Source organism: Trichothermofontia sp., assembly GCF_053493415.1.
Genome location: NZ_JBRCAD010000177.1, coordinates 1 through 14,886, shown reverse-complemented (window position 1 = coordinate 14,886; position 14,886 = coordinate 1). Strand labels below are relative to the sequence as shown.

Below are 14,886 nucleotides of genomic sequence, written 5' to 3'. Positions count from 1 at the left end.
CTGCAACAAGGACTGCAACAAGGGGAAGCGGCCTTAGTGGTACGGTTATTGCAACGACGCTTGGGCCGGTTGGAGGCTGACCTCGTGGCCCAGATTCAAGCATTATCCGTGACCCAATTGGAGGCATTGGGCGAAGCATTGTTGGAGTTTGACCAAAGAGTGGATTTGCTGGATTGGTTGAGGCAGCATACCAATTGCCCATCCACCTAACCCCAAAATTGGAGAGTAGCGGGATCACCAATGAAGTACTGTCAAGCCTTGCGAACAAGGGGCTTAAGCCCCTTGTCTGTACCTCACCAGCTATGGAAGTGCTGTATTCTCTACTAAGCGAGCCTGAAATAGAATAGGCTGATCCGGACGGGGTGTTTTAATAGCTGCGGCAAACGATCGCCCCTACCCCCCCTTGCGCCAGCCAAGCCTTAACCCGCCTCGGTTACTCCAAGCTCAGACGACGGCTTCCACACCCCTAACCCATTCGCCTGGCGCCAGCGACTATGGTCTGCCTGCAGCAGCGCGATCGCCGTCTCAAAATCATCCACACACGTGGGAATTGAGAGATCCGCCGGATCGGCCATTGTTGGGGTCGTCGCCAGCATATATTGCTTAGCCCAAGCGGTCAAATCCGCCCACATCGATCCAATCAAAATAAAGGGCGTATTCCGCAGTTGCCGCACCTGAAGCAATTGCCAGATCATCAGCGCCTCCAACGTCGTGCCAATGCCCCCCGGCACTACCACAAAAGCATCGGAAATCAACACAAAATGGTGCAGCCGCGAGAAAAAAGTTTGATGGCAGTAGAGTTGCTCTACAAAGGGATTCGTCGCCTGCTCAAAATCCAGATCCACCCGAATTCCGATCGACTTCGTTAAATCCTGCGGATCAGCGATCACACTCCCCTCATTCGCCGCCTGCATCAAACCCGGCCCACCCCCGGTGACAATATCGCAGCCCATACGGGTCAACTCACTCGCCAAGTGGCGCACTCCCTGATAAAGCGGGTCATGGGGATGCATCCGCGCCGAGCCAAAAATCGTCACGCGATACCGCTCCTGCTTCGGCGGTCGAATCCGCGTTAAATTGTTCACCACTTCCCACAGACCCAACACCGCTTCCTGGACGATCGCAAAGGCTGCATCGCCTTCCCCGATCGGCACCGAATGGGAGGGAGTAACCGGACAATCATGGGGGTTAGATGGTCGATCAGACGGAGACGAATTCACGGGCAACAGGCCAAGTATGGAGACGAAAATCGATATCTTGTCAATAAAAACTGCGATTAAAATGGGCTGTAATAAGCATGAAGCAATCAGGGATCATATCAGTCTAAAGGGTACCTACCCGCGATCATTATCAGCCTCATATCGCTTCCTCAATAGGAGACTTATCTTGGAACTTATTGGAACTTAAACGACTGAAATCGTTACCCCGCACTGGGTAGTTAGTAGTGACGACTTTAGTCGTCATTACGAATAGGATTGCCGATCGTCGCCAGTACCTATAACTCTATGTATTTATCCTAACAGGTAGCCGGTTGTCCCTGAAGAAAGGCTTGAACCTGGTGAAGATAGGCCACCGGATCTTCCAGCATGGGGAAATGGGCCGTTTGGGGCATCACCGTAAAGGTAATGCGATTGCTCAAGGCAGCAGCTTTGCGCCCCATCGCCGCCGGAATAATCTGATCGTACTCGCCCGATATCAACAGGGTAGGCACGGTCAGTTGGGCAAATTCCTGCGGCATGGTCTTGGCCGCCCGCTCACTCACCGCCGCCAACATCACCCCCAAGGCAGCAGCGTAGTCCGCCATGAGGAAATCCTCCAGAAACGCGACTTGAAGGGCCTTGGCCAGGGGGCGATGGAGAAAACGGGCCATAAAAAGCCGTTCAATCCCCGGAATTTTCACGAGCCAGCGGGGCCGAAACTGGACGACATAGCCGCCAAACCGATGAAACGCCGCAAAGGCTTGGGCATCATACTCAAAGATACCGTTACAGGTGAGGATGGCTTGCTCAACCCGATCGCCATACCGGTTCAAGAATAATAGGGCGATCGAGGCCCCGGTGGAATGGGCATGGAGATAAACGCGATCGAGGGCTAACTGCTCTAGTAGGGTGAGTAGATCCTCAACGTAAGTCTCAAGCGCATAGTGATTAACCAGTTCAGCGCGATCGACGGGCACCGAATTCGCCCGATTCGGCGGTAAGCAACTCTGACCAAACCCACGCAAATCGTAGAGCAAACAATCAAATTGATGTGTGAGTGCCTGGGCAGTTCCCTGCCAGTAGCGACAGGACCCACCCCAACCGTGGAGAAAAACCATGACGGGTTTTCCCGTGCGTTCATGGGTTGCCGATGTCGTGATCCACTCGTAGTAGTGGTTAACACCCCGAACCGGAAGATAGGCCATGTGACTTATGCTGATTCAGGCTTGGGGAGGGAAGATGGGTGGAGCAGCAGGTCCGCCGTCGATCGCTTCTCGACCATCTCGCGGGTAATCGTACAGCGGGTGACATCCTTCCGCGAGGGCAGTTCGTACATCACCTCTAGCATCAATTCTTCGACAATGCCCCGCAGCGCCCGTGCCCCCGTCTTGCGGCGATAGGCTTCCCGCGCGATCGCCCGTACCGCCTCTTGCTTGAACTCCAACTGCACACTGTCCATCTTCATCAGCTTTTGGAACTGCTTCACCAAAGCATTGCGCGGCTGAGTCAGGATCGCCACTAAGGCTTCTTCGTCCAGCGGATTGAGCACCGCCGTCATGGGAATCCGGCCAATGAACTCCGGAATCATGCCGTATTTAACCAGATCCTCCGGCTCTACCTGCTTGAGGGTATCCGCCATGCGTTTTTCCCGCGACTGGGTATCCCCCGGTTGAATAAAGCCCATTGACTTCTTGCCGGTGCGCTGCTCCACGACCTTATCGAGACCAACAAAAGCCCCACCGCAGATGAACAGAATATTGCTCGTGTCGATCTGGATGCAGTCTTGATAGGGATGCTTACGCCCCCCCTGGGGCGGCACATTAGCGATCGTCCCCTCCAGCATTTTCAGGAGCGCTTGCTGGACCCCCTCACCGGACACATCGCGAGTAATCGAGGGGTTTTCGCTCTTGCGGGCAATCTTGTCGATTTCGTCAATATAGATAATGCCGCGCTGGGCCTCTTCAATATCCAGATCTGCGACCTGTAGCAACCGCAGCAGGATATTTTCCACATCCTCGCCGACATACCCCGCCTCCGTCAGCGTCGTCGCATCCGCCACCGCAAAGGGCACATCCAAAATCTGGGCCAAGGTTTGGGCCAGCAGGGTTTTACCACTTCCCGTGGGACCAATCAGCAGAATGTTGGACTTTTGTAACTCCACCCCATCCTCGGCAGGGGTTTTCCCGGATGTCTGGGACTGGACAAAGCTCAGCCGTTTGTAATGGTTGTAAACGGCAACCGAGAGAATCTTCTTGGCTTCGTCCTGGCCAATAACATACTCATCCAGGTGCTTTTTAATCTCCCTGGGCTTGGGGATCTGGCTGAGGGTGAGGGGAGTAGAACGGGTCCGCTGCTTCTCGGAGGCTGGGTCCTTACGCGAAACCGCCTGCTGGGGGGCCGCACTCCCCGCCGCATCAAACAGTTCTTCATCCAGGATCTCATTGCAGAGATCGACGCATTCGTCGCAGATGTAGACTCCCGGTCCAGCAATCAGCTTACGAACTTGTTCCTGCGACTTGCCGCAGAAGGAGCACTTGAGATGGGAGTCGTACTTAGACATATCTGCCTCTCAGTTGACTGCTGTAACAGGGGATAGGGTGGAGGCGGCTTGGGAACTGCGGGCAATGACCCGATCGATCAGACCGTAGTCCTTGGCTTCCTCTGCGGACATGAAAAAGTCACGCTCGGTATCGAGTTCGATCCGCTCTAGGGGTTGCCCAGTATGGAAGGCCAATAGGCGATTAAGCTGGTTTTTATGGTAAAGAATTTCTTTAGCCTGAATTTCGATATCCACCGCTTGACCCTGGGCACCCCCTAGGGGCTGGTGGATCATAATGCGGGAGCTGGGGAGTGACAAGCGCTTACCCGGTGCGCCAGCAGTGAGCAAGAAGGCCCCCATGCTGGCGGCTAACCCAAAGCAGATCGTAGCAACATCTGGGCGGATCTGCTGCATCGTGTCATAAATCGCCATGCCCGCCGTGACGGAACCACCGGGGGAGTTGATGTAGAGTTGGACATCCTTTTCCGGATCTTCGGCTTCTAAGTAGAGGAGTTGGGCCACGATCGAATCCGCAACGGCATCATCAACGGGGGTACCCAGAAAAACAATCCGCTCCCGTAACAGGCGCGAGTAAATATCAAAGGCCCGCTCGCCGCGCCCAGACTGCTCCACCACCATCGGCACCACATTGGCCTCGGCAGTGGCGAAGATCTCCGGTGATCGGGAACGACTGTGTAGCAAATACTTGAATTGAGACATCAACCACCTAGTTGGCGAAACAACACGAGTTGGCGAAACAAGACAACCGCTACCTTAACGAATCAACCCATCCACCCCTACGGATTCCGAGAAGTCTCTGGGGATCGTGGCAGGTGAGAACGATTGCTAAACTCAGGCTCTCTGACCTCATTATGCCCTAACTCTCCAGGGACTAACAGGCGACCCTCAACTTTTTACGCGAAGCCTAGCTATCGGTGCTTGCTGCTGCGGTTTCCGTTACATCGGCATCCTCAGGCTCGGAGACATCATTAGCTGCCGCAGCATCGCCCTCGTCATCCTTGCTGAGGGTGCCTTCCGGAACCCACTCGATCGTGTTGTGCTCGGCTAACCAGGCGAGGGCTTGCTCCCGCAGGAGATCCTTCTCAACCATGTCTTTAAGGCGGTCAGGATCGTAGGGTTGGTTCCCTAGATCCTGCTCCATTTTGGCGATTTGCGCCTGAAGCTTTTCCGGTTCGACCTGAAGGTGCTCCCGCTGGGCAATGTCCTCGAGGGCGGTAAACAATTTGAGCCGCTCGATGGCTTGGGGACGAAACTCGCGCTGGATGGCGGGGGCCGTTTCACGGGTGACAAGGCGTTTGATATCGATCCCCTGTTCACTCAGGCGGAGGGCTTGGGTGGCGAAGAGTGTTTGAATCTCCTGACGGATTAAGGTTTCTGGCAGTTCTGTCTCAATTTGTTTGAGGAGGCCATTGAGGAGAGCATCCTCACCATTGGCCTTACGGGCTTGTTCCGCTTCTTCTTGGAAACGCTTTTCCAGGGATGCGCGCAGTTCGGCCAAGGTTTCAAAGTCGCTCACGTCCTGGGCGAAGTCGTCATCCAAGTCCGGCAGTTCCTTTTCCTTGAGTTCCTTAAGGGTGATGCTAAAGATCACTGACTGCCCTGCCAAGGTTTCATGGGTATAGTCCTCTGGGAAAGACACCGTTACTGTCTTCTCCTCACCCAGGCTCATGCCAACGATGCCGTCAAGGAAGTCTTGTAAGAAACGCCCTTCCTTCAGTTCTAACTGGAAGTCAGTTTGACTGAGACCGGGAATCTCCAAATTCGCTTCGTCAAAATCTTCTTGTTCCCGTAACCGGGCCAGGCTCTCATCGGTCAACCGACCCTCGTAGTCAACCACCACCGTATCCCCCATCTGGGCAGGACGGCCTTCTACGGGGACCAGGGTTGCCAGTTGCGATCGATAATTCTCCAGGGTGTCGTCAACCCGCTGCGGGTCATACTGAATATCTTCTGCCTGCACCGATAGTCCGGTATATTGCTTGATCTTGACTTCTGGCCAAATATCAACAACGGCGCGAAAGCTAATCGGTTCACTGGGATTGAACTGGTTGACCAGGGTTTGGAAGTCGGAGCGTAGGTCAAACTCGCCGATCGCCGCAATATCCTCCTGTTTGATAGCTGCTTGGAGGCTCGTTTCGATCACTTCCTCCAGAACAGCCGCGTTGATCCGTTGGGTCCCGATGCGTTGCAGGAGAATCGGGCGGGGGATTTTGCCCTTGCGGAAGCCGGGAATCTCTGCGGTGCGCATAAACTTTTGTAGCACCCGCTCATACGCCTGCTTGGCGGTTTCGGGCGGGACTTCTACTTCCAGTTCAAGACGACTAGCAGGTAACTTTTCCTGGGTAACTTTCATCAATACTCCTGTCAACTGTCGCAGTCCAATTCAAAACAACACCATTATCCGCAACGGAGCGCTGGAGCGCTCCTCGCCCCGGTCACCCCCGCTTACCCAACCGACCCGTTTACGACAGTGCCTTGATCCCGTAAGGTCAAGGGGGCGCTTTTGCCTAGACCCCGGCGAGTGTACCCCGGCGGTACTGCGTCCTAGGTAAACGAGTGGGCTGGACGACTGGGGAGGATTTAGGATATCACGATCGCTCCATTCTCTCATGTCCGCATCCGTCCGCGATCGTTGTTCTCCTCATTCAGCCGGACGGGCAGTGGTAGGCGGAACGCCTGGGATGCGATAATCTGAGAAGCAGGCCCATGCCAGCGTTTGGCTGCGTGTCAGGCGCGCGTGGGCAGGTTTCAGGTAATGCAAATCTCGCAATCGATTGCATCTATATGATCGGTCGGAATGATTCGGACTCATCCTCAAAAATTCAGGTAATCACTTTTAGCAAATCTTAAGGAGGCAGAGCGCTTGCAACGGTCCTACCGAGTTGCCATTTTGGGTGCCACAGGGGCTGTGGGTACCGAGTTACTGGAACTGCTCGACAGTCGTAACTTTCCGTTGGCTGACCTTAAACTTTTGGCATCGCCGCGATCGGCGGGGAAAACCTTGTCCTTCAAGGGGGAAGCCCTGCCTGTGCAGCCCGTCGAAGCCTCAGCCTTTGATGGGGTGGACTTAGTGTTGGCCTCGGCGGGCGGTAAAACCTCGAAACAGTGGGCCGAGGCGATCGTGGCGGCGGGTGCGGTCATGGTGGACAACTCCAGTGCCTTCCGCATGGACCCGGAAGTGCCCCTAGTCATTCCCGAAATTAATCCCGATGCGGCAGCCCAGCACCACGGCATTATTGCCAACCCCAACTGTTCAACCATTTTGATGAACATGGCCGTTTGGCCCCTGCACCAGATCCAGCCCGTGCGGCGGATTATCGTGGCCACCTACCAGTCGGTGAGTGGGGCCGGTGCCCAGGCCATGCGGGAACTGACGGAGCAAACCCAGGCCGTCCTGCGGGGGGAAACCCCTGCGCCAAACATTTTCCCCCACCCGATCGCCTTCAATCTCTTCCCCCACAACTCCAGCTTGAACCAGCAAGGGTACTGCGAAGAGGAAGTGAAGATGATTCAGGAAACGCGTAAGATTTTTGCGGTACCCGATCTGCAAATTACAGCGACCTGTGTGCGGGTTCCCGTCTTGCGTGCCCATTCCGAAGCGGTTAACCTGGAATTCAGCCAGCCTTTCCCGGTTGAGCAGGCCCGTGCGGCCCTTGCCCAAGCGCCAGGGGTGACGCTGGTGGAGGACTGGCAGGCCAATACCTTCCCCATGCCCCTGGATGCCAGTGGCCAGGATGACGTACTGGTAGGCCGGATTCGCCAAGACCTTTCCCACCCCTGTGGGTTAGAACTGTGGCTCAGTGGCGATCAAATCCGTAAGGGAGCGGCCCTGAATGCGGTGCAGATTGCCGAGTTATTGGTCGCCCGTCAGTTGCTCTCACCCCAGCCCCAAGTGGTTGGCTAGGTTTAGCTGGAATAGGGGCGCAGACTAGGCGAGATGAACCCGGAGCGGGGTGGCTTAATCCTGGTCGCGGGACCCACAGGGGCGGTGATCGCGGCGCCATAGCGACCCTACAGTCGTCCTTGGATCGGCGGGGTGCAATCCATTCAAGATTTAGGTTGAGGATAAACGGGTGGTGAATTTTGGGCGGGTGATGACGGCGATGATTACCCCCTTCGATGCGGAGGGGCAGGTAAACTATGCCGTTGCGGAAAAACTGGCCGACTACCTGGTGAATCACGGCAGCGATGCCCTGGTTGTCTGTGGGACGACCGGAGAATCCCCTGTCCTGAGTTGGGAGGAAGAATACGAACTTTTCCGGGTAGTCAAGCAGGCGGTTGGCGATCGCACCCCCATCATTGCCGGTACCGGGTCCAACTCCACGGCTGAGGCGGTGGCCCATACCCAAAAGGCTGCCCAGTTGGGGTTGGCGGGTTCCCTGCAAGTCGTACCCTACTACAACAAACCCCCCCAGGAGGGCCTCTACCAACACTTTCGGGCGATCGCGGCGGCCAGTCCCGATCTACCCTTGATTCTCTACAATATTCCTGGGCGGACGGGACAAAACCTCCAACCCGAAACCGTCGTTCGTTTGGCGGAAATTCCCAATATTGTGGCGATTAAAGAAGCCAGTGGTAACCTCGATCAGGTGAGCCAAATCCGACGCTTAACGCCCCCAGAATTTGCCCTCTACTCGGGTGACGATTCCCTTACCTTACCCCTGCTGGCGGTGGGCGGCCAGGGGGTAATCAGCGTGGCTAGCCATGTGGCGGGACCCTTGATCCAGCAGATGGTGCAGGCATTTCAAGCGGGCCAAGTTGCTACCGCCAGCGAACTGCATCTGCGGTTGTTCCCTTTGTTTAAGGCATTGTTTACCATGACCAACCCCATTCCAGTGAAGGCAGCCCTGCGGCTCCAAGGTTGGGCTGTGGGTTCGCCGCGATCGCCCCTGTGCGAGATCACACCGGAGGCAACAGCCATTCTAAAAACAGCGCTATCTGACCTTGCCCTGTTATGATGCTGATCCGACTGACCCAGGACGACCGCCTAGAGAATGGCCCCATTAACCCGAATTGTCTCGGTAGTCAGCTTGGCACCCCCTACCCCTACGAATGGCTAGCAGTGATGGGGGGGGAAGTGCCCCAATCGCGATCAGCATGAACCGACTGAATGTCTAAATTTCTTAGATAATTGCCTAGCCCATCCCCCGGTAACGATGCCCCCCACCTCGAATGTCAGTCCTCAAGACCAAATACGCAAGGGTTACCCGCTGCCTCAAGTGATGACAGGAATGATTGACGACATGGATGATGGACAACATGGATGATTGATGACATGGATGATGGATACGGACCACAATTCCCAAGGACCTTGACTCACCCTGACTAACCTGAGTACTGCCGTCGGGGCCACCAGGAGATGGGTTGGTACGCTACTTGCCAACCTGCCCGCCGCACCCGCTTTGAACGTTGTTTGCTTGATCTTTCTTCATCTTTATTGTTTCTAAGGACACTCATGAGTAAAAGCAGATCCACTTCTGTTGTTAAAGTCATTCCCCTCGGTGGGTTGCATGAAATTGGCAAAAACACCTGTGTTTTTGAATATAACGACGAAATTATTTTGTTAGATGCGGGGCTGGCATTTCCGACCGATGGGATGCATGGGGTGAATATTGTCCTCCCCGACATGACCTATCTGGTGGAAAATCGTCATCGCATTAAGGGGATGATCGTTACCCACGGTCACGAAGACCACATTGGGGGGATTGCCTTCCACCTACGCCAGTTTGAAATTCCGGTGATCTATGGTCCCCGGCTGGCGATGGCGTTGTTACAGGGCAAGCTAGAGGAAGCGGGAGTTGCCGATCGCACGGAATTACGCACGGTACGCCCCCGGGATGTGGTCCGGTTGGGTGAGTCCTTCTTTGTCGAATTTATTCGCAATACCCACTCGATCGCCGATAGTTTTACCGTCGCGATTCATACCCCTGTTGGCGTGATTATCCACACGGGTGACTTTAAGATCGACCATACGCCCGTTGATGGGGAACGGTTTGACCTGCAACGCTTGGCAGAATACGGTGAAAAGGGAGTCCTCTGCCTGATCAGCGATTCGACCAATTCCGAAATTCCAGGGTTCACGCCCTCGGAGCAGTCGGTCTATCCCAACCTCGATCGCATTTTCCGCGAAGCCCAGGGGCGCTTGTTGGTCACCACCTTTGCCTCCTCTGTGCATCGGGTGAACATTATCCTGAAATTGGCCCAGAAGCATGGTCGAGTGGTGTCGGTGCAGGGGCGATCGATGCTGAATGTCATTGCCCAGGCCCGCAAGCTCGGCTATATCCAGTGTCCCGATAACCTGCTGCAACCCCTAAACGTGATCCGCCAAATGAAGGATGACCAGGTTCTCATCCTCACCACTGGTTCCCAGGGTGAGCCGCTGTCGGCCCTGACCCGGATTGCCAATGGGGAGCATCGCCAGGTCAAGATCCGCCAAGGGGATACGGTGGTCTTCTCGGCCAACCCAATTCCCGGTAATACGATCGCCGTAGTCAATACGATCGACAAGCTCATGATGCAGGGGGCCAAGGTCATCTATGGGCGGGACAAGGGGATTCACGTTTCCGGGCACGGCTGTCAGGAGGATCAGAAACTGATGCTAGCCCTGACCAAACCCAAACTGTTTATGCCTGTCCACGGCGAACACCGGATGCTGGTGCAACACGCCCAAACAGCCCAGTCAATGGGGATTCCTGCCGAGAATATGGTGATCGTCGATAACGGCGATATAGTTGAAATCAGCGCTGACACGATCCGGATCGCCGGTCGGGTGACGGCTGGGATTGAACTGGTGGATACGTCCCGTTCGGGCATTGTCCACGATCGGGTCCTGAAGGAGCGGCAACAACTGGCTGAGGATGGCATTGTGACGATCGCGGCGGTTATTGATACCAAGGGCAAGCTGGTGACTGAGCCAGAAGTCCATTTCAAGGGTGTGGTGATGTCGATCGAACGCCCCACCTTGCGACAGTGGATTGATGACTGCATTCGGAATACCCTGAGCGAACGCTGGCTCGACTTTGCCCGTAATTTTGAGGGTGAATGGGAAATTGACTGGGCCGGTCTGCAAGTGCAAATTGAACGGGATTTGCAACGGTTGCTGCGTCGTGAACTCCAAAGCAATCCCCTTTTGCTCTTTATGATGCAATCCCTCGCGGGGGATACCGCAAAAACAGCCAGCCCGCCCCCAGGGCAGCCATCGGTAACCGTAGCCGACAAACCCGCCCCAGAGAAGACGATCGTTGGGGTCAGGACCCGGAAACGCACCGCAAGCGTGGCCTCCTAGGTGCGCGAGATGCGCGGGATACCCCAACCCTAGGGATGCACGACGGATGCACGGATGCACAGTGGGGTGGGCAACGCCTACCCTGCTGTTATATGATGAAGATTGTGTCTTTTTAAGGAAACCACCGGGTCTCATGGCTAAAAAATCAATGATCGAGCGGGAGCGCAAGCGCCAACGCCTGGTCGAAAAGTATGCCGACAAGCGGGCTGAACTTAAGCAGCAGTTCATGGCAGCGACCAACCAACAGGAAAAGATGGCGATTCACCGCCAATTGCAACAACTGCCCCGTAACAGTTCGCCAACACGGGTGCGCAATCGGTGCTGGCTGACGGGACGCCCCCGTGGCTACTACCGTGATTTTGGTCTGTCGCGCCATGTGATTCGGGAAATGGCCCACCAAGGGTTGCTGCCTGGGGTCGTTAAGTCTAGCTGGTAAAACCCAATGCGGGTGAGCGATCGCGCCCGATCACGCGCACATGGGCTATCCCCCCGATCGCGTTTTTCCTAGTTATCGCCGGGTTGCCAACGGTTGCTGGCCCGGTTGTCACCCCCCACTTGCGCCGGAAAGGTGATAGGATAGCAGTAGAGATACACGGGGCTGTAACGGTTTCGACGTGGTGGCGAACACTGTTCCGTGATTCAGGCCGAGAGTGAGTCGCCTCTCGTAAATCAAAGGCTCAAACAAACGTAGATGCGAACAACATCGTTCCTTTTGCTCGTAAGGCAGTTGCTGTTGCCTAATTTTCCCTAACAAGGTGCGAGCGTCTGTAGTCTGACTCCGTTAAGGACTATAGACCAACCCCAACGGATGCTCTAGGGTGGTGCCTCTGGTCGCCCCTTAGCTAAGACTCACCAGAGTCCCTGCCTGTCCAGGGTTACAGGATAGTTCCCGCACTGAGGGTCAGAAGTGCTAAGCCTGTGAACGATCGGAAGGTTAATACCCATTGCGGACGGCAGTTCGATTCTGCCCAGCTCCATTCCATTAATCCTCGAAATTTATCGAGGTTTTTTTATTGACGCTTGTTTGACGGGTGGTCACCGATGACCGCCCCAACCCTCAGTAAACCCTTGGGTTGGCTGTGTCGAAAGGGATCATGCAGTGGTTTAAGACGGTTGCTAACCTAGCCTACTGAGGACGCCTACACCTGTACTCAATGATTAACTTGTCCATGTCCACAACGCTGAGGGATGTGCCAGCCGGGATTTATCAGACCCGCCGCCCGATCGCCCTCTACGATAGTCCTGCCTGTGACCGCTTAGCGACTCAAGCCGCCGCAGGCCGGTATTTGATCCCGTTGGACCCGTTCCCCCCAACCGGGATGACGCTAGCCCTAAGGGTACAGCTATGCGAAGACGAGTATCCGGGCTGGTTGGCAGGGGCAGATTTTGACCAGCTAACCCTTGCTCCCCAACCCTACCAAGCGCCCGTGCGCACAGCCGCAGACATTCAAGCCTGCCTACCCCAGGTGATTGCCTTTACCCAGGCCGCGATGGCGGTGCCCAACACCTATCTTTGGGGGGGGACGGTTGCTCCCAACTACGACTGTTCCGGGTTGATGCAAGCTGCGTTTGCTGCCAGTGGGATTTGGTTGCCGCGGGATGCCTATCAGCAGGAGGCATTTTGTCAACCGGTGGCGCGTTCCGAGTTACGTCCCGGCGATTTAGTCTTTTTTGGCCCTGCTACTAAGGCAACCCACGTGGGCCTGTACCTGGGTGGCGATCGCTATATCCACAGTTCGGGCCAGGATCAGGGACGCAATGGCATTGGGATTGATTGGCTGACTGACTCGGATGAACCGGTTAGCCAAACCTATCTTGCCCAGTTTCGGGGCGGTGGGCGCGTTACCCGCAGCTACCAACCTGGGGACGATCGTTGCTGGTTGGAGACTCCCTAACATGAGGGCATTGAAGGTTTACCCGTGAGCCAGTAACGTAGCAATTGCCAACCCATCAGCACCACAAAGGCTGGATTATTAATCAAATAGCGCCGCCACAAGCGCCGGGGTTCTACTAACAAGCGGTATAACCACTCCAACCCCGCCTTCATCATCCAACGGGGAGCCTGGGAAACCTCACCACTATGGAAACTAAACGCTGCACCCACCCCTATCATGACTAGGGGCAGTAGACCCTGATGGCGAGCCATCCACTGCTCCTGCTTCGGACACCCTAGCCCCACCAGCAATACCTTGGCCCCACTCTCACGAATGCGAGCCACATCGGCTGCTTCCTCCTCAGGGGTTAACGGGCGGAAAGGGGGGGCATAACTACCCGCGATCGTAATCCCTGGGAAGGCCGCCTTTAAGCGATCGACCAGTTTCTCTAACATCGTTGACGTTCCCCCATAGAGGTAAAGGGGCAAACCTGACTGGGCCGCCCGATCGCACCAAGCCAGCATCAGGTCTGGTCCATATACCCTAGAAGCTTCTGGAATGCCCAGCAGCCGCAGCGCCCACACGAGGGGCATTCCATCCGGTGTGACCAAAGCGGCCTGATTCACAATCTGCTGAAAAGTCCTCTGCCAGTAGGCCGTCATCACCACATGCACATTCGCCGCAATAACGTAGCAGGACTTACCCGCCTCAGCCCAAGCCTGAATCAGATCGCAAGCCACAGCATAGCTTGTTGCATCAATCCGACTACCTAAAACAGATCTAGCCTCATGGCCTATGCTCATCGACAATCAGGTGCCAGTAGGAAAAACTCATAACAGCATATCAGAACGATCCTTGGCCTGATTTCTGTACCACACCTGTACTAAAATATCAACTATGTTGACAAAATGTAACATTAGTTCTAATCTAATTCTATAGGATGCATTAAATAGCATTCCCTGCCGTCGTTTCGCCACCCCCACTCATCGCGACCCATGACTCAAGCTGCCTTCGTTTCCTGCAAACTCCTGACCTCCCGCGACCAATACCAAACGTGTCATATTCTTGTGCCTGAGCTTGATCAGCCGCTGGCCGCCATTCAGTTGGACGATCGCTGCTACAGCCTCTTTCAAACCCTGACCGAGAGCGAGCGCGTCCTCAAGGTCTTGATCAAGCTGCACCAGCGCGGCGACGAAGTGATCGTCACCAAAACGAACAAGGGCTATACCCTATGGGTCTGGGAACCAGAGGCTCGCTTGAAGTCTGTCCCCGCAGTTAAGCCCAAGCGTCTGCCCCCGGCTGCTTTTAAGTTGCTGGTCACCCCGGATCAGTTTCCCTTTTGGACTGTGCAGGTTCCCGATCTGAGTCAATCCCTACAAGCCGTCGAGGTGTCGGGGCAATACTACAGCCTCTTCCGCTTGGAAACCAATGTCGATCGCCTTTTTGACATTGTTGCCAAGATCACCGATCGGGGGGATGTGACGATCGTCTTTGCGGCTTCCCAAGGCTATGCCGTTTGCGTCCTTGAACCCGACGCCCAACCCATTCAACGTGTCTCCCCCACGGCTTTCTTCCAAGCGAATGTCCAGCCCGCCAGCCCGTCGTTCTCCCCATCGCCCAGTTTCGCGATCGCCTAAGCGCGGATACATCACCCTAGGCTTCGGGCGTTGATGGCGATTTTTGTCGTTTGGTCAGCGCCAATTGGATGGCCAGGGCCAATAGTCCCAGGGCCGTGATACCAAAAACCCCCATCCCTAGGGCCGCAATCCCCACCACTAGGGTGCGCACAGCGACCCCAATATTGAGGGCGATCGTATTGGTTGTCGTGATGGGTTTATGGGCAAAGGTAGCCGCGATCGCGTAGGTCAGTTCATACAAGCCCAAGGCAAACGCTGCCGACATGACGGCTCCCAAGAGACAGCGTAGGGGGGTGGGTTGAAATTTGCCGGGGGGGGTGACGGCATGAGC

At 55.5% G+C, this 14,886-nt stretch carries 15 protein-coding genes and 1 other RNA gene; 9 read left to right on the top strand and 7 right to left on the bottom strand.

Translation table 11 applies throughout. The features are described 5' to 3' along the window. A partial coding sequence (locus ACWIUF_RS15365; RefSeq protein WP_448573382.1) for a DUF4351 domain-containing protein occupies positions 1-210 on the top strand: 210 nt, incomplete at its 5' end. A gap of 209 nt (positions 211-419) precedes the next feature. Here ACWIUF_RS15365 and ACWIUF_RS15360 read toward each other — a convergent pair. The 5 genes from ACWIUF_RS15360 to tig form a co-directional block, all read right to left on the bottom strand. After that, positions 420-1,154: an LOG family protein gene (locus ACWIUF_RS15360; protein WP_448573381.1), complete on the bottom strand. Its 735-nt coding sequence runs from the start codon at positions 1,152-1,154 to the stop codon at positions 420-422. Between the two features lie 362 nt (positions 1,155-1,516). Then, complete coding sequence (locus tag ACWIUF_RS15355) at positions 1,517-2,404, bottom strand: alpha/beta fold hydrolase (protein WP_448573380.1); 888 nt, start codon at positions 2,402-2,404, stop codon at positions 1,517-1,519. Positions 2,405-2,409: 5 nt separating this feature from the next. Beyond that, positions 2,410-3,759, bottom strand: coding sequence for an ATP-dependent protease ATP-binding subunit ClpX (gene clpX / locus ACWIUF_RS15350; protein WP_448573378.1), 1,350 nt, complete (start codon positions 3,757-3,759; stop codon positions 2,410-2,412). Between the two features lie 9 nt (positions 3,760-3,768). Next, on the bottom strand, positions 3,769-4,458 hold the full coding sequence (gene clpP, locus ACWIUF_RS15345) for an ATP-dependent Clp endopeptidase proteolytic subunit ClpP (RefSeq protein WP_448573376.1): 690 nt from the start codon (positions 4,456-4,458) through the stop codon (positions 3,769-3,771). Positions 4,459-4,663: 205 nt separating this feature from the next. Next, on the bottom strand, positions 4,664-6,112 hold the full coding sequence (gene tig, locus ACWIUF_RS15340) for a trigger factor (protein ID WP_448573375.1): 1,449 nt from the start codon (positions 6,110-6,112) through the stop codon (positions 4,664-4,666). A 510-nt stretch (positions 6,113-6,622) separates the two neighbouring features. Between tig and ACWIUF_RS15335 the strand changes: the two genes are divergently transcribed. The 7 genes from ACWIUF_RS15335 to ACWIUF_RS15305 all read left to right on the top strand — a co-directional run bounded on the left by ACWIUF_RS15335 (position 6,623) and on the right by ACWIUF_RS15305 (position 12,939). After that, the gene (locus ACWIUF_RS15335) at positions 6,623-7,663 is read left to right on the top strand and encodes an aspartate-semialdehyde dehydrogenase (RefSeq protein WP_448573374.1); all 1,041 of its coding nucleotides are present in this window, start codon (positions 6,623-6,625) and stop codon (positions 7,661-7,663) included. A gap of 169 nt (positions 7,664-7,832) precedes the next feature. Then, the gene (dapA, locus tag ACWIUF_RS15330; protein WP_448573372.1) at positions 7,833-8,717 is read left to right on the top strand and encodes a 4-hydroxy-tetrahydrodipicolinate synthase; all 885 of its coding nucleotides are present in this window, start codon (positions 7,833-7,835) and stop codon (positions 8,715-8,717) included. After that, positions 8,714-8,860 carry a hypothetical protein gene (locus ACWIUF_RS15325; RefSeq protein ID WP_448573371.1) on the top strand — a complete coding sequence of 49 codons (147 nt, stop codon included), beginning with the start codon at positions 8,714-8,716 and terminating at the stop codon, positions 8,858-8,860. Before dapA ends, ACWIUF_RS15325 begins: the two co-directional genes overlap by 4 nt. A 354-nt stretch (positions 8,861-9,214) precedes the next feature. Continuing rightward, positions 9,215-11,044: a ribonuclease J gene (locus ACWIUF_RS15320; protein ID WP_448573369.1), complete on the top strand. Its 1,830-nt coding sequence runs from the start codon at positions 9,215-9,217 to the stop codon at positions 11,042-11,044. 133 nt (positions 11,045-11,177) lie between these two features. Then, positions 11,178-11,480: a 30S ribosomal protein S14 gene (gene rpsN, locus ACWIUF_RS15315; RefSeq protein WP_448573368.1), complete on the top strand. Its 303-nt coding sequence runs from the start codon at positions 11,178-11,180 to the stop codon at positions 11,478-11,480. 158 nt (positions 11,481-11,638) lie between these two features. Further along, positions 11,639-12,024, top strand: a transfer-messenger RNA (tmRNA) gene (gene ssrA / locus ACWIUF_RS15310). A gap of 189 nt (positions 12,025-12,213) precedes the next feature. Further along, positions 12,214-12,939 (top strand): C40 family peptidase, encoded by a 726-nt coding sequence (locus tag ACWIUF_RS15305; RefSeq protein ID WP_448573366.1) that lies wholly within the window; start codon positions 12,214-12,216, stop codon positions 12,937-12,939. Here ACWIUF_RS15305 and ACWIUF_RS15300 read toward each other — a convergent pair. Continuing rightward, the gene (locus tag ACWIUF_RS15300; RefSeq protein WP_448573365.1) at positions 12,936-13,658 is read right to left on the bottom strand and encodes a WecB/TagA/CpsF family glycosyltransferase; all 723 of its coding nucleotides are present in this window, start codon (positions 13,656-13,658) and stop codon (positions 12,936-12,938) included. The genes ACWIUF_RS15305 and ACWIUF_RS15300 overlap by 4 nt on opposite strands. 255 nt (positions 13,659-13,913) lie before the next feature. Here ACWIUF_RS15300 and ACWIUF_RS15295 point away from each other — a divergent pair, with 255 nt between their 5' ends. Then, positions 13,914-14,555 (top strand): hypothetical protein, encoded by a 642-nt coding sequence (locus tag ACWIUF_RS15295; RefSeq protein WP_448573364.1) that lies wholly within the window; start codon positions 13,914-13,916, stop codon positions 14,553-14,555. 16 nt (positions 14,556-14,571) lie between these two features. Here the strand turns inward: ACWIUF_RS15295 and ACWIUF_RS15290 are convergent. Beyond that, positions 14,572-14,886 (bottom strand): DUF3082 domain-containing protein (locus tag ACWIUF_RS15290; protein ID WP_448573363.1); only part of this gene is annotated, 315 nt, incomplete at its 5' end.

Coding starts and splice junctions, on each gene's coding strand:
- ACWIUF_RS15305 (WP_448573366.1), top strand. CDS start 12,214: ATGTCCACAACGCTGAGGGATGTGCCAGCCGGGATTTATCAGACCCGC.
- rpsN (WP_448573368.1), top strand. CDS start 11,178: ATGGCTAAAAAATCAATGATCGAGCGGGAGCGCAAGCGCCAACGCCTG.
- ACWIUF_RS15295 (WP_448573364.1), top strand. CDS start 13,914: ATGACTCAAGCTGCCTTCGTTTCCTGCAAACTCCTGACCTCCCGCGAC.
- clpP (WP_448573376.1), bottom strand. CDS start 4,458: ATGTCTCAATTCAAGTATTTGCTACACAGTCGTTCCCGATCACCGGAG.
- ACWIUF_RS15355 (WP_448573380.1), bottom strand. CDS start 2,404: ATGGCCTATCTTCCGGTTCGGGGTGTTAACCACTACTACGAGTGGATC.
- clpX (WP_448573378.1), bottom strand. CDS start 3,759: ATGTCTAAGTACGACTCCCATCTCAAGTGCTCCTTCTGCGGCAAGTCG.
- ACWIUF_RS15320 (WP_448573369.1), top strand. CDS start 9,215: ATGAGTAAAAGCAGATCCACTTCTGTTGTTAAAGTCATTCCCCTCGGT.
- tig (WP_448573375.1), bottom strand. CDS start 6,112: ATGAAAGTTACCCAGGAAAAGTTACCTGCTAGTCGTCTTGAACTGGAA.
- ACWIUF_RS15325 (WP_448573371.1), top strand. CDS start 8,714: ATGATGCTGATCCGACTGACCCAGGACGACCGCCTAGAGAATGGCCCC.